Source organism: Nitrosomonas sp., assembly GCF_024282095.1.
Classification (GTDB): domain Bacteria; phylum Pseudomonadota; class Gammaproteobacteria; order Burkholderiales; family Nitrosomonadaceae; genus Nitrosomonas.
On record NZ_JAMWZS010000008.1, the window covers coordinates 1 to 14,278 of the forward strand.

Genomic DNA, 14,278 nt, shown 5'->3' on the forward strand with positions numbered 1-14,278 from the left:
AAAATTAAGCACTATCCGATAGATATCAAGCAAATATTTTTTAGAATGCTATGGTTTTTGTACTGACGTTATTGATCCATCAATTTAGCAGGGTGTTCTAACATAGAATGCGCAACGCGAGATTATGCTTGCTGCTGTGCTGGGCGATCATGAGTTACTCGCCGCTTGCTGTGGCGGAAGAAATGGCGGAGTACACCGTAAAATCGGCTTTCTTGTATAATTTCGCGATTTTTACAACATGGCCTGATAATAATCTGGATGCCTTTCATCTATGTATCTACGGCGCAGATCCTTTCGGCAAGGATCTTGATGAATTGATGAAGAAGAAGCGAGTAAATGAGCGCAGCATTACCATTTACAGAACAAGCAATGTTGATCAGCTCGAGCAATGTCAGCTGGTTTTTATTTCCCGTTCAGCGATTGACAACCTGACAAGCGTCATCGATACGCTGAGAAACAAGCCCATACTCACGGTAGCGGACAATCCCGGCGCCGGTCAGCGCGGTGTAATGATCAATATGGCCGTCAGAGATAATCGAGTGACATTTGAAGTCAATTTATCTATGGTCAGAAAAGCCGGTTTGAATTTGAATGCCCAGTTATTGCGTTTTGCTACCGAAGTGCATCAGTAATCAACAAAAATCACAATTCAATTCTTGCATCTCTCTGTCGTAATAAACTTCTTACGTTAATGCCGCCTATTCTACAAGCGCATGTTTATTTCTTTATTTCACAAATTAAGCTAATAAAGTCTTATTTCTCTGCTTTTTAATCAATAACCCGGCATGTTTAAATCTGGATAATTGAAAGATTAATCCTACTCACCGTGTTTATTCCAAAAAAGTTCAGCGCATTGAATATCAATTCCTCTGTAAGAAAAACGCTACTGTTTGGTTTGCTTTTCATGCCATCGCTACCCGTTTTTGCAACCAAGAATCTAGAACAACTGAGCCTGGCGCAACTGATGGATATTACTATCGTAGGGGCTTCAAAGTATGAGCAGAAGCAACAGCAAGTCGCGGCGGCAGTCAGCGTCATTACACGCAAAGATATCAGAGCATATGGTTGGCGTACGCTGAATGAGGTGCTCGCCAGTCTGCCGGGGATTCATCCCACCTATGATCACCAATATGATTATCTTGGCATGCGCGGTTTTGGCCTGCCGGGGGATTTCAACACCCGCGTGCTGATTACCATCAACGGCAATCGCATCAACGATGCCACGTATGATCAAGGGCCGACGGGACGTGACTTTCCACTGGATATCGATCTGATCGAACGCATCGAATTTATTCCGGGACCGGGTAGTGCCGTGTATGGTCAAAATGCCATGCTGGGTGTCGTCAACATTATTACGCGCACCGGTTCCAGTGTGAAAGGCGCCGAGCTTTCGGCTTCCTATCAAACAGCCGAGGTCATGCCACAGGAACGTGCTACTTTTGGTAAGCAATTCGACAACGGAATTGATGCGCTAATTTCCGTTTCGGGCCTTCAATCCCGTGGCACAGACCGTTTCTTCAATTATGGCGATTCCGGTGTTTCAGGCGTAGCGCACCGCATGGACGGAGAAAATGTTAAACAATTATTCGCGCGAGCAGCGCGCGGCCCTGTTGCATTTGATTTCATTTATGGTGACCGTCGCAAGGATGATCCCACCGGCATGTACTTTTCCGATCCGCTGGCAAGTGGTGCGTCAATAAACGATCGTCGTCTCAACACACAGATCCAGTATAACGACAATTTTGCCAACGATACCCTTAATGTATTGGGCCGTTTGTTTCTCGGTCAATATCGCTACGATCAGCCAAGTATTTACAACGGCGAGAAAACGTTTACTACCGGCCCCAGTAACTGGCATGGCGCTGAATTGCGCCTGCTGTCCACTGCCTTGACCGGTCATAAGCTCATGCTCGGGTTCGAGTATCAAAATAACACCAGCATCAAACAGACTTTCCAGAATTTTGCCAATCCTGATGAAAATGTGGCAATCCATAGCGCTGTCGTGCGCCTGGGTGTATATGCCCAGGATGAATGGCGCATCACCGATACTGTGTCAGCAACGGTAGGCTTACGTTATGACCACAACGACTGGATTGGCAACCGACTAAGCCCGCGCGGTGCGCTGATCTGGCAAGCCACTCCCAAGACGACACTGAAGGCGCTTTATGGTCGCGCTCACCGCTCGCCCAATTCGTATGAACGTGACTTCAATGATGGTGTATCTCAAGTTGCGAATCCGGGATTGCGCAGTGAAGCAGTCGATACGGCTGAACTCGTGGCAGACTATCTGCCGCTGCCTAATATGAATGTACGTGCTACCGCTTATGCGTGGGATATGTACAACATCATCACGTTAGGCGTGGATCCGCTCAGTGGAATTCCGCAATATCAACAGGCATCCAACAAAGTACTCGCCAGAGGAGCTGAATTATCGTTTGATAAAACCTGGGACTGGGGCGCACGGCTGCGTGGTAGTTATGGCATTCAGAATGCCGAGCAGCAGCATTCACACCTTCCCAATTCTCCCTATCAGCTGGGCAAGCTGAATGTTTCCATGCCCATACCGCTGATGACAGGCCTGCGAGCCGGTTATGAGCTGCAATATTACGGCAAACGCAAAACACTCGACGGCACGAATACCGATGATTATTTTATTTCCAACCTGAATCTGGTGACTGATGTGCGCTGGGTAAAAGGATTGGAGGCATCATTGAGCTTCTACAACTTGTTCAATGAGCGCTATCAACATCCGGCTGCGGATACCAATTGGCAAAATAGCTTTGTTCAAGCTGGTCGGACTGTGCGTTTTAGGCTGGATTATCGTTTCTAGCGGTCTGCCAGATGAATTGAGTGATGTTTCATACTGAGTGTTGCTGTATTCAGACACTTTAGCGTCTGCCTGAGAAGTCAATTTCCTCAAAAAAACATCAGAATTCGCTGCACGAAACTATTTTTCCGCAGCATATTGAGGGTGTCATATCTTGTCGTTAGCACACGCCACAAAACCATTGCACCCGCACAGATATTGACACAACAAGGTATTTGCGGAAAATAGAAACTGGCAGTATGCATTGTTTCTAGTCAAGTGAGTGTAGCAGAAAGGGGATCCGTTTACGGGTTCGGTCAAAGTGCTGCAAGCCACAATCTTCATGAAATGCCGCACTAGCGTGGCGCTTATCGATTGATGATTCGCGTTACATCAACTCTATAATTTGACCGCTAAAGCAAACGGCTTTTTCATAAACGGCTCATTAGTTGTCATACCAGTTCATCATGTTGAATTTCTTTCAAGTCAATTCATTTAAAGACAATTTCCCTGCGAGAAGCTTACTGTTTTATTTGTTCCTCAGTCACATGCCATTCGCCCATGCCACAAAAAGTCTGGAACACATGAGCCTGGAACAATTGATGAACATCCGCATCATTGGTGCTTCAAAATATGAACAAAGCCAACAGAAAGTTGCCGCAGCTGTCAGTGTGATTACACGTGCGGATATCAGAACTTATGGCTGGCGCACTCTAAATGAAGCACTCGCCAGTCTCCCGGGAATTCATACGACATATGACTACCGCTATGAATATACTGGTGTACGGGGTTTTGGTTTACCAGGGGATTTCAACACTCGTATCCTGATCTTAGTCAATGGGATCCGCATCAACGATGCAACTTACGATCAGGGTTCCGTGGGACGTGATTTCCCATTGGATATTGATTTGATTGAGCGAATTGAGTTTATTCCTGGGCCCGGCAGCGCGGTTTACGGGAGAATGCTATGATGGGTGTTGTCAACGTCATTACACGCAATGGCTCCGGTATAAACGGCACGGAGTTTTCCAGTTCCTATCAAACAACAGAGGGCATGGTACAAGAGCGTCTCAGCATGGGGAAAAAACTTGACAATGGCATTGATGCATTGATTTCTTTTTCCGGTTTGCAAGCCCGCGGGGCTGATCGCTTCTTTGATTTTGGCAGCTCCGGGATTTCCGGCACAGCAAATGGTTTGAATGGCGAAGATGTTAAACAGGGATTCGCGCGGCTATCGTATAAATCGCTTTCGTTCGACTTTCTTTATGGCAATCGTCATAAGGAAGACCCTACTTCGTCACTCTTAAGCGATCCTTTGACACGCACAGTGCTCAACAATCCGCACTTGCAAACACAGCTTCAGTATAACGAGAGTTTTGCCAATAACACGCTGAATGTATTAGCACGGGTGTTTCTGGGGCAATATGATTTCTCGCAATCATTTTTTCTCGGTGGAGAGAAATTCAGGGTCACCGGCCCCAGCAGTTGGCATGGCGCTGAATTACGCCTGCTCTCAACAGCCATCACTAATCACCAGTTGATGATGGGAGTCGAATATCAAAATAGTACAAGCATCAAGCAAACTTTCCAAAATTCAGCGACCGATGAGAACCTTATTGTCACTAATAGCGCTGTCGTACGTATCGGTGTGTATGCGCAGGATGGATGGCGCATCACCGACACGTTATCTGCGACGGTTGGACTGCGTTATGATTACAATAATTGGATTGGTAACCGGTTAAGTCCACGCGGCGCACTAGTCTGGCAGGCTACGCCGAAGACAACATTCAAGGTATTGTACGGTCGTGCTCATCGCTCGCCGAATTCCTATGAGCGTGACTTCAGTAGTGTCGCAGTAACCGGTGCTGTGAACTCGGGATTAAACGGTGAAACTGTAGATACCACCGAACTGGTGGCGGACTATCAGCCCATAACCAATATGATTGTGCGTGCCTCCGCCTATTATTGGAATATGCATGGCATCATCACAGAACAATTCGATTTGGCTACCAATAACTTCGTCTATCAACCCACCCCCCATAGAATAATAGCTAAAGGAACGGAATTGTCAGTGGATAAAACCTGGGACTGGGGAGCGCGCACGCGCGCTAGCTTCGGTATTCAAGATGCGGATCAGCACCATTCTCATCTTCCCAATTCTCCCTATCATCTTGGCAAACTCAATCTTTCCGTTCCGATACCTTTGATGAAAAACTTGCGTGCCGGCTATGAATTGCAATACTACGGCAAGCGCAAAACAGTGGATGGCCCCAATACAGACAGCTACTTTCTTTCCAACCTTAATTTAGTGACCGATGTTCGATGGGTAAAGGGACTTGAAGCATCGCTAAGCATCTACAATCTGTTTGACGAGAATTACCAGCATCCAACCACAGCCTCCAACTGGCAAAACATTTTTTTGCAACCGGACGGAACCTTGCGTTTCAGAATGGACTATCGCTTCTAAGTACCTGTTAGTATGGCATACTTGCACAAGGTTCTCTGTTATCTCGACCAACGAATATCCAAGCGGATATGCGGCGACGGCTGGATACTCAAAAAGCTGAAAGCGATTGGCGTACAGCGTAATCGTTTTGCCAGGAAATCAATAGTTGTCATTTATTCTGCGGTTCTACTCCATTGGCTCTTATTATTGAGTTATTCACCCTCGGCACAAGCTGAACACCCGTCAGAGTATCGATTGAAAGTGGCTTTCCTCTATAATTTTGCTGCTTACACCGAATGGCCCAATGCGCATAATTCAGTGTTAAATCTATGTATTCATGGCGAAGACCCGTTTGGTGAGAATTTACAGCACATACGGCAAAAGAAGGTCCATGAGCAAGAACTATTAATTCGCCATACCAAAAATGTCGACGAACTTCCCGGCTGTCAGATTGTTTTTATTACCCGCTCTGTTGTAGATAGTCTTGGCAACATCATCAATCTACTAGACGGAAAACCGATATTGACGATTGCTGATACCCCCGGTGTCGGTCAGCAAGGTGTTGCGCTCAACATGGCTATCAAAGAAGGTAAAGTGATATTTGAGGCCAACCTCGCTGCAGCAAGAAAAAGCGGTTTAAGACTTAGCGCCCAACTGCTCCGTTTCGCCACCGAGGTGTATCAGGAATGAGCGTACCGGCTGCTGAAAATGATCATAAAAATTGCTTAAATGCTTGATTGGAAGATTTTTCAATCCTACTCGATAAATCGGTTGCATCGGTTATTATACGTTGATTATCTAAAGGAGAAATGGGCTGGATGAATACGATGGAAATCCAACTGGCTGAAATAAAGGGTCGAACTGATGATGCGTCCGTACTCAACCCGGCGCAACTTGATCAAATTCGGAGTCTGGATATTTCTGGAAAGCATAGACTGCTTCAAAGAATTCTACATACCTTTCTTGAGTCTACTGAGGTTATATTCGTCAGCTTGAGCAAGCAATAATAAATGGTGATACAAATACTCTATATCGAACCGCACACACACTGAAGTCCAGTTCAGCTAATATTGGTGCTGAAGACTTATCGGCAATATTCAAACAGCTGGAAAGTTGTGGGAAAGCTGGGGAATTAGTAAATGCAAGATTGCTACAGAAAAACTTGCAGCAACATTATCAACAAGTAATAACCGAAATTAGAAAAATACTCGACCAATGATGACCGTAGAATCTACTGAAACTTTATCGTCATCAATAAATTGATGAAGGATTTTTCCTTTTCGGAAAGCGGTTACTCATCCAGGCAGCTGAATCCACAGGAATAAATTATGAAAGTAGCTGATATTAATCAGTTAAAAATTAGCACGTTGTTACCCAGTCCCAAAGGCGTGGCGCTTGCCTTATTGGAAGCCTGTCGGCGAGAAGACGTAACGATCAATGAGATCACTAAACTTGTCCAAACCGATCCTGCACTCTCGGGTCGTTTGATCCAGCGGGCCAATTCGACCAATCAGACTACGCGTGCTATCACTTCTGTGACAGAAGCGATTTCTCGTGTCGGTTTACTGTCAGTTAAACAACTGGCAATGGGATTCTCACTGATCGATCAATATCAAAAAGGCTCTTGCAAGGAATTCGATTACCAGGAATTCTGGTCACATTCGCTCCTCATGGCAATTGTGATGCAAGAATTAGGTAAGTCGACACGGATATCTGCATCGGATGAATTGTTCGCTTGCGGTTTGATGGCGCGCATCGGTTGTTTAGCGTTAGCTACAATTTATCCGGATAAGTACAGTGAATTAATAGCGCAACAAACGCTCGATACACCGCTGATCAGGCTGGAACAACAGCATCTGAAGACTGATCACAACGAATTGACCGCAGCAATGTTGATTAATTTTGGTGTTCCCAAGATTTTTGTTGAATCTGTCTATTACCATGAAACGCCGGATGAGTCGGGCTTTTCTGAAGGGTCCCGCCCGTTTCAACTGGTACATTTATTTTATTTAGGAAAGCAGATTGCTGATTTTGGATTGGCCGAGGAGTCAGAGCGTAACCAACGAATTTCCGAGTTGATGCTGCTGGGTGGAAAAATCGGTTTGGATGCCGAGTCATTTGGCGCATTGATAGATCAGGTTATGCAGGAATGGCAGTCGTGGGGGAAAATACTCAAGATATCCGCTGTAGAGCTTCTCCCGCCGTTTCATAAGATGATAAATGCGGCTGCGCCGCGTCAGGAAAATGACACAGATGTTGCTCCACTGCGGATCCTCGCAGTAGAAGATGATCCATCCAGCCTCATTCTTATCGAGGGATTGCTGGCGAGTACTCGTGGGCACACATTATTTACCGCAAGTAACGGCCAACAAGCCTTATCTTTAGCGATGGAAATCTCGCCGCATATTGTCATCACTGATTGGATTATGCCGGTGATGAGCGGGCTGGAATTAACTAAATCTTTGCGTGCTACCGAATGGGGTCAGAATTTATATATTATTATGCTGACTGGCGTTGAAGACGAGGAAGAAGTCGTCAAGGCCTTTGATGCAGGCGTCGATGATTATGTGACAAAACCGATCAATTCACGTGCTTTCCGAGCCAGATTACGGGCAGCGTGGCATTATCGAAAGTTGCAAGAATCCTGGGAGCGTGACCGGGAGCAACTCAAGCGTTTTGCTGCAGAACTGGCCGTCACCAATCGTAAGCTGGAACATTTTGCATTAACCGATGTATTGACTGAATTGCCTAATCGGCGTGCAGGTATGGAAGCATTAACCGATGTATGGAGTGTTGCGAACCGATCGGGTCAACTGATGGCTGTCATGCTGATTGATATTGATCACTTCAAAAATATCAATGACACCTATGGGCATGCCATTGGCGACAAGGTGCTCAAAGAAGTAGCCATATCGATGAAAGACACTGCGCGAAAAGGCGATACTTTTTGTCGCATGGGGGGAGAAGAGTTTCTGATTGTTTGTCATAATGGAAATACCGATGCAAAATCTGTTGTTCTTTTTGCAGAGAGAATCCGCCAACATGTCAGTAAGCAACAAATTCATATTGATGAAGCTCACATTAATATTTCTGTCAGTATCGGCGTTGCCTTAAAAGAAGCGAGCATGAAGAACGAGGAGCATTTGGTCAATACTGCTGATAAGGCACTTTACGCCGCTAAGAATGCAGGGAGAAATAGAGTTTTTCTGGCACTCGGTGATCGGTTCATTAGCTGTAGCTCGGACAAACCACTCAATCATTTCGATTAAACAGCATCTGCCAATCAACTTCTCCTGCCCCTCTTGTCGATAGCGAGCCTTAACCCCGACTTCCGTACCTCCGTAGTAATTCCATTCGGTTTAATGTGAGTTTCCGGATGCTTAAATTATGACATAATTAGCCGTCCTAACTATTTATGATCTAAAAGTGACCAAGCAAAATTCTTTTATTCATTATTCGATATTTTTTTTGGTTGGCATGTTTGGCCTATCAGCAATACACAACCCTGTTCGAGCCGATAATGGAATATGGATTGATGTTGATACCATTGAACACACGTTATCGGTGATGCAGGGCAGTACTATTCAAGCAGTATTTAAGAATGTAGCTATCGGGCGCTATGGTACCACTTGGTCCAAGATGACAAAAGACGACAAAACCCCATTAGGTAGATTCAGAGTCGGCTGGGTCAACGAAAAAAGCCGCTATTATCGTTTTTTTGGCTTGAATTATCCAAATCTCGATACAGCTAAACGTGCATTGGATGAAAACAGAATTTCTGAAGAAATTTGGTTATCAATTTTAGAAGCAAAGAACTTGGGAAAGACGCCACCTCAAAATACACCATTGGGTGGTCACATCGGAATACATGGAATTGGCAGGGGCGATCAAGAAATTCATCATAAATACAACTGGACAAATGGCTGTATTGCGCTCACAAATGAGCAGATCGACCAGCTTGGTAAATGGATAAAACCCGGTATCTTAGTGAATATTCGCTAGAAACCCGGGCAGTCAGCCTATTGATATCATTCGATATGTTGCTAAATACTTGAATTGGTCACTCGAATTAAATAATAATTTACGTCATATAGTTACAAGGTAATCCATGGTTTTGGGATGAGCGTTCTTGTAAATTTGTCACAGAATCCATTTATTTTGCAGAAAAAATCAGATAAGATTCCAACGGGTTGCTGATATGTAGGTATCAGTAGCTAGTAAAGTGGCGGATGTTTATGCGCATTAAAGCATTAAATAGAATAAACACTGAGGAGATCGGAATGAAAGAAAAAATCAAGCATCCAGTTCGCGTTTTAACACTGGCAGCAATAGCAGGTGCTTTTATTGGATTAACAGGTTGTGCAACCACAGGTCAGTTAGAAGAATTACAGACTAAAGTTAATGCTGTTGCAGCTGACGCAGCAGCAGCTAAAGCAGAAGCAGCCGCTGCAAGCGCTAAAGCAAATGATGCAGTACGTATTGCTAATGAAGCAAACAATCGTTCAATGGAAACAGAATCAAAAATTGATCGGATGTTCAAAAAAGCAATGCATAAGTAATCAGTTAGTATTCACAGTAAGAATCAAAAAAGCCCCTCATCTGAGGGGCTTTTTTATGAATCACCTCGCTTCACTCTTTAATTATTTTGTGTATGGAATTGAATTTGATGGCGTGAACGTGAGATTAAAACCGGTATTCCATTTTTCTCGATGATTGCTTTTCTTAAAACTTCCTGATCAATTTCAAAATCCTCAGTTATATTTTTCTTACTACTTTTTAATGCAAGAAAGTCATTGATAGCATTTATTGTCATTTGTTTGTAGTTAGCAAATTTCTCTTCATCTTCTTCCAATGGTGGGTGCAGTTCAATAAACAGTGAGTCCAGCAGCCAGCCGACTTTAATAGGCTGATTAACGACCTGCACTTGCGTTCCCAATGGAATTTTATCAAATAATGCTTCGATATCTTCAGGGTACATGCGGACACACCCAGCTGAAACACGCATGCCAACACCGAACGGCTTGATTGTTCCATGTATCAGATAACTACCGCCACCGATACTTAAGCGCATAGCATGCCGACCCAAGGGATTAGTTGGGCCCGGTGGCACCACACTGGGGTAAGGCTGCTCCCCATTAGCTATCCGATCCATTTGAAGTGATTTCGGCGGTGTCCAGGTTGGATCTTTCTTTTTATCAACGATCTTTGACACGCCCAGTGGGGTCACCCAATCCATTCGACCAATCCCCACCGGATGCGTAATAATCATAGGCTTCTCTCCTCTGACAGGTTCCGGGAAGTAGTAAATTCTCATTTCAGGTAGATTGAGTACCAAGCCTTTGCGATCAGCATGAGGGATAATATATCGACTTGGCAAAACAACTTTTGCACCATCTTCGGGTAACCATCGATCAACCGTCGGATTGGCCAGCAGAATCTCAATCTGGCCAATATCGTATTGACGTGCTATATCCAGTAGCGTCTCCTCACGACTTGCATGAGTAGTTCGTATTTGGCCAAAAATATCGACATCATGTGGCGGAAGCACCCATGTTTCAGCACGAATAGCAGAAACAACAACAAAATTAATTGTGGCAAAAATAAGCAGGGAAAATCTATACATAAGTCATATCGTACAGTATCAACGAAAGAAATAACTACGACAAATGGAATAATAACTGAAATCTTCTTGATAAAAGCAGAAAAACAAATGCAAATTTGAATAGTTAGCCAAGAAAGCCATCGTGACAACCTCTTTAGCAGACCGTTGAAAAACTATCTGCGTTGCCGCTACGGTGTAAAAACAGGCTCAACATGCTCATTTAGCATACATACACTACGCTTTCTCACCTGTTTTTGTCTGGTATCGGTTGTCCGAAAGCGTTTTTCAACGGCCCGCTAGACATACCAGAAAGGGTTTCATCCCACGACGAAGCGGCTTTCCTTATAGTGCTCCAGCCTTTACGCCAAATTCATAGCGTCTATACACCTTACTCTTTCTTTCACTACCAAGGCATATATACACTGTAACACCGTACGTTTATCATTGCGTTGTAGCGTGGATTCTTTTGGCAATCCCGGCAACCAATTGAACCGAGGATGGTTTAGAGGGTGTCGATCGATGGTTTACAGCTTGCAATGTCACGAATCATTCTTTCAACGTAGATTCGTACCACTGTTATTTGCGCCTAGCTCATTAAATCTGCCGCACGCGTAGTACACAGCTTGTATGTATTCATCAGGAACACACACTTTGAGACCGTTCAATCTGCTTCGGCAAGGCAATTCTCAGTTATTTCGCTTGCTTCACCAGCGTTTTTATCGCTAGTAAAAACCTCTTCTCAGCAAACTACCACAACTTCATTCGATTCGTTGGATTACTGGCTTCAGATAGCGCTCCACCATCAACCGGATCGGTATACCGGGGTGCCTTTTCTAACAACCCATCAATTTGCTGCTCTGCTAAAAGACAAGTTCGTCTTTTCAACGAAACGGATAGGATGTCTATTAACTCAGCATTTGCCTCGATTCCAGCAATCCAACATACTCCTAAAGTGACAATATTTAGAAATTCTCAGGGTTTATCAGGAGCAGGTTCAGAGTCTCTCGGTGCATAAGCAGATGGAGGTGGTTTATCCATCGGGTAGCCGTCCAGACTTTTCTTTCCTTCACAAGCAGTTAATACTAATATTGCAAATGCCGTGGCTAATAGTGAAAATTTAATCATTTAATCTCCGTGTTTTTCTGTTTACTTGTGTGTAATAGCATAATCGAAGTAGTTTGATTATACAAATTTGAGTTAAATGATTGAATAGCTACAAAGTGTAAAGTTGGATATGCTCAACATCCTTCTATCTGACACGCAAATAAAAAATATTGCTTGGCAATCTGCGGTCTTAAATACTTCCAAAAAAACAACCGCCCTCTAAAGGCGGTTGTTTTAAACTAAAAATAAACCAATATTTCATTATTTAGGTGTGCCTTCACGATCATCCATAAAACTGGGTGGATATTGACCTGGTTTTGGCTCACCGCAACCAACCAAAAAAGTCGCTAAAAGGGCAGCAATCAATAGAGAGTATTTCATATTCTTTATCTCCTATATTCAAAAAAATTTTTGACGAAAAAATAAATTATGTAAAACAGCTCATCGATCATTCAGAAATAATAAATGACCACAACCTTAATACCAGAATACAATAATACTGTCCAGAAAAATTAGAGAAATCTATAAAATATCAAATGACAGGAGGTTTGTTAGCTGCTTAATTCTTACTCATGATATAACCGCTAACATACCATTGATAAAGGATTTTTTTAGTCTCATTCCCAGTTTCTGAAGATGGCAGAAATTCCTGATTGTCAGCAAGTTTAATGAGTTCTTTGTATGTATTAATACTTACTTTATAGACTTCACCATTGATGAAAATTTTGTTATTACCGCTTAACATTCTACTTTTTAAGTTAAGCTGCACACCATTTTCTTTAATCTGCTGCTGAAATATAGTGGGTGCCAAAGGCTTCGCAGGTTGTTCAAAAAAAACATGCGTTTTAGGTTCTGAAAGATAAATACCCAGAAAATCTTCGATATCACTGCGGTTCCATTTAATTTTCTTCAATATCGAATTCACCTGAGACTGCATTGCTGCATTGATTTTTGACGGATGGGGTTGCAATTGCAAGTCAGGATCGGAATACCTGCCTTCCACCGCAACATTATCTTGCAGATAATCCAGAAATTGCGTTATCAACTCATGATGACTCGGTGCGCGAAAACCAATGGAATAGGTCATACAGTCACCTTCCGCAATACCGTTATGCGCATAATGAGGCGGCAGATACAGCATATCACCAGCTTCCAGCACCCATTCCTGTTCGGGTTGAAAATTCCTCAAAATCTTCAGTGGCGCATCAGCAATGAATTGATCGTCCTGTTGTGCGGATATCTGCCAGCGCCTGGATCCCATTCCTTGTAATAAAAACACATCATAGGAATCAAAATGCGGCCCGACTCCACCGCCTTTAGGCGCATAGCTCACCATTAAATCATCCAGGCGAGCATGGGGTATAAAACGAAATTTTGATAATAAATCACGCGCAGATGGAAGAAAATGGTTCACATCCTGTACGAGCAGCGTCCATTGCTTTTTAGGCAATTTTGACAAATCATTATTACTGAACGGGCCATGCCTGAGATGCCATTTACCATTTTTCTGAACGACAAGGCGGGATTGTGCATCTTCATCACATGCCAGCTTCATTAATTCATCGGGTGTTAACAAACCATCGAAACCGGGCAGAGCATTTCTTATCAACAAAGGCTGCTTTTGCCAATAATCACGTAAAAAATCTTTGGGCGTCATTCCCGCCAAAGCGATAGCCTGTATTTTATTAATGCTCAGTCCCCCACAATTCTTCCAGGCGTTTATCACGTCCACAGTTTTTTCGGTAATATCCATATCGAAGTGGATTCTTGATGTAATAATCCTGATGATATTCTTCTGCACGGTAAAATTCGGAGGCGGATAGAATCTCCGTCACAATAGGCTGAGTAAATCGACCGGATGCTTTCAGCGCCTTTTTTGAAGCCTCTGCCAATTCTTTTTGGTCAGGATTAAGGTAAAAAATCGCACTGCGATATTGTGAGCCAATATCACAAAACTGTTGGTTAGGTGTCAGCGGATCAATCGTTAACCAATAAGCTGCCAATAATTTAGAGAAACTGGTTTTTGACTTATCAAAATGAACTTGCACAGCTTCCACATGCCCCGTTCTGCCAGCAGATACTTGTTTATACGTTGGATTTATCACTGTACCGCCAATATAACCCGATGTGGTCGAAACGACTCCGGGTATTTTGTCAAAATCAGATTCAGTGCACCAAAAACAACCGCCGGCAAAAATTGCCACCTCTAGATTCTCGCTTGGTACCTGTGCAGTTGCTGATTCTGCGATGGGTGTATCCATTTGCTGGCAAGCACTCAATACTAATATGGACAGCAATAAGACAATCATAAAATGCCGTC

The 14,278-nt window shown here is 43.6% G+C and carries 13 protein-coding genes; 9 read left to right on the plus strand and 4 right to left on the minus strand.

Translation table 11 applies throughout. The features are described from left to right. The first annotated feature begins 149 nt into the window (after positions 1-149). The 9 genes from Q0K92_RS03700 (at position 150) to Q0K92_RS03735 (ending at position 9,811) form a co-directional block, all read left to right on the plus strand. Positions 150-632 carry a YfiR family protein gene (locus Q0K92_RS03700; RefSeq protein WP_297324459.1) on the plus strand — a complete coding sequence of 161 codons (483 nt, stop codon included), beginning with the start codon at positions 150-152 and terminating at the stop codon, positions 630-632. Between the two features lie 194 nt (positions 633-826). After that, positions 827-2,830, plus strand: coding sequence for a TonB-dependent receptor (locus Q0K92_RS03705; RefSeq protein WP_297324460.1), 2,004 nt, complete (start codon positions 827-829; stop codon positions 2,828-2,830). Positions 2,831-3,273: 443 nt separating this feature from the next. Beyond that, complete coding sequence (locus Q0K92_RS03710; protein WP_297324461.1) at positions 3,274-3,777, plus strand: Plug domain-containing protein; 504 nt, start codon at positions 3,274-3,276, stop codon at positions 3,775-3,777. Next, positions 3,774-5,273 (plus strand): TonB-dependent receptor, encoded by a 1,500-nt coding sequence (locus tag Q0K92_RS03715; protein ID WP_297324462.1) that lies wholly within the window; start codon positions 3,774-3,776, stop codon positions 5,271-5,273. The genes Q0K92_RS03710 and Q0K92_RS03715 overlap by 4 nt, the downstream gene beginning before the upstream one ends. Before the next feature lie 12 nt (positions 5,274-5,285). Beyond that, entirely contained in the window at positions 5,286-5,942 is a 657-nt protein-coding gene (locus Q0K92_RS03720) for a YfiR family protein (RefSeq protein ID WP_297324463.1), read from the plus strand. Positions 5,943-6,234: 292 nt separating this feature from the next. Beyond that, a complete protein-coding gene (locus tag Q0K92_RS13040; protein WP_366084019.1) occupies positions 6,235-6,471 on the plus strand; it encodes an Hpt domain-containing protein in 237 nt (78 codons plus the stop codon). Positions 6,472-6,580: 109 nt separating this feature from the next. After that, positions 6,581-8,521 (plus strand): diguanylate cyclase, encoded by a 1,941-nt coding sequence (locus tag Q0K92_RS03725; RefSeq protein ID WP_297324464.1) that lies wholly within the window; start codon positions 6,581-6,583, stop codon positions 8,519-8,521. A gap of 157 nt (positions 8,522-8,678) precedes the next feature. Further along, positions 8,679-9,254 (plus strand): L,D-transpeptidase, encoded by a 576-nt coding sequence (locus tag Q0K92_RS03730; protein ID WP_297324465.1) that lies wholly within the window; start codon positions 8,679-8,681, stop codon positions 9,252-9,254. Between the two features lie 278 nt (positions 9,255-9,532). Next, a complete protein-coding gene (locus tag Q0K92_RS03735) occupies positions 9,533-9,811 on the plus strand; it encodes an Lpp/OprI family alanine-zipper lipoprotein (protein ID WP_297324466.1) in 279 nt (92 codons plus the stop codon). Positions 9,812-9,888: 77 nt separating this feature from the next. Here Q0K92_RS03735 and Q0K92_RS03740 read toward each other — a convergent pair whose 3' ends face one another. From Q0K92_RS03740 to msrA, 4 genes are all read right to left on the minus strand, one after another. Then, positions 9,889-10,875 carry a L,D-transpeptidase family protein gene (locus Q0K92_RS03740; protein ID WP_297324467.1) on the minus strand — a complete coding sequence of 329 codons (987 nt, stop codon included), beginning with the start codon at positions 10,873-10,875 and terminating at the stop codon, positions 9,889-9,891. Between the two features lie 951 nt (positions 10,876-11,826). Then, a complete protein-coding gene (locus tag Q0K92_RS03745; RefSeq protein ID WP_297324468.1) occupies positions 11,827-11,979 on the minus strand; it encodes a hypothetical protein in 153 nt (50 codons plus the stop codon). 538 nt (positions 11,980-12,517) lie between these two features. Further along, positions 12,518-13,711, minus strand: coding sequence for a cupin domain-containing protein (locus Q0K92_RS03750; RefSeq protein WP_366084008.1), 1,194 nt, complete (start codon positions 13,709-13,711; stop codon positions 12,518-12,520). Continuing rightward, positions 13,644-14,267, minus strand: a complete 624-nt coding sequence (msrA, locus tag Q0K92_RS03755) for a peptide-methionine (S)-S-oxide reductase MsrA (protein ID WP_297324469.1) — start codon at positions 14,265-14,267, stop codon at positions 13,644-13,646. Before msrA ends, Q0K92_RS03750 begins: the two co-directional genes overlap by 68 nt. Positions 14,268-14,278: the final 11 nt, after the last annotated feature.

Coding starts and splice junctions, on each gene's coding strand:
- Q0K92_RS03700 (WP_297324459.1), top strand. CDS start 150: ATGAGTTACTCGCCGCTTGCTGTGGCGGAAGAAATGGCGGAGTACACC.
- Q0K92_RS03710 (WP_297324461.1), top strand. CDS start 3,274: ATGTTGAATTTCTTTCAAGTCAATTCATTTAAAGACAATTTCCCTGCG.
- Q0K92_RS03715 (WP_297324462.1), top strand. CDS start 3,774: ATGATGGGTGTTGTCAACGTCATTACACGCAATGGCTCCGGTATAAAC.
- Q0K92_RS03720 (WP_297324463.1), top strand. CDS start 5,286: ATGGCATACTTGCACAAGGTTCTCTGTTATCTCGACCAACGAATATCC.
- Q0K92_RS03725 (WP_297324464.1), top strand. CDS start 6,581: ATGAAAGTAGCTGATATTAATCAGTTAAAAATTAGCACGTTGTTACCC.
- Q0K92_RS03735 (WP_297324466.1), top strand. CDS start 9,533: ATGAAAGAAAAAATCAAGCATCCAGTTCGCGTTTTAACACTGGCAGCA.
- Q0K92_RS03740 (WP_297324467.1), bottom strand. CDS start 10,875: ATGTATAGATTTTCCCTGCTTATTTTTGCCACAATTAATTTTGTTGTT.
- Q0K92_RS03745 (WP_297324468.1), bottom strand. CDS start 11,979: ATGATTAAATTTTCACTATTAGCCACGGCATTTGCAATATTAGTATTA.
- Q0K92_RS03750 (WP_366084008.1), bottom strand. CDS start 13,711: ATGGATATTACCGAAAAAACTGTGGACGTGATAAACGCCTGGAAGAAT.
- msrA (WP_297324469.1), bottom strand. CDS start 14,267: ATGATTGTCTTATTGCTGTCCATATTAGTATTGAGTGCTTGCCAGCAA.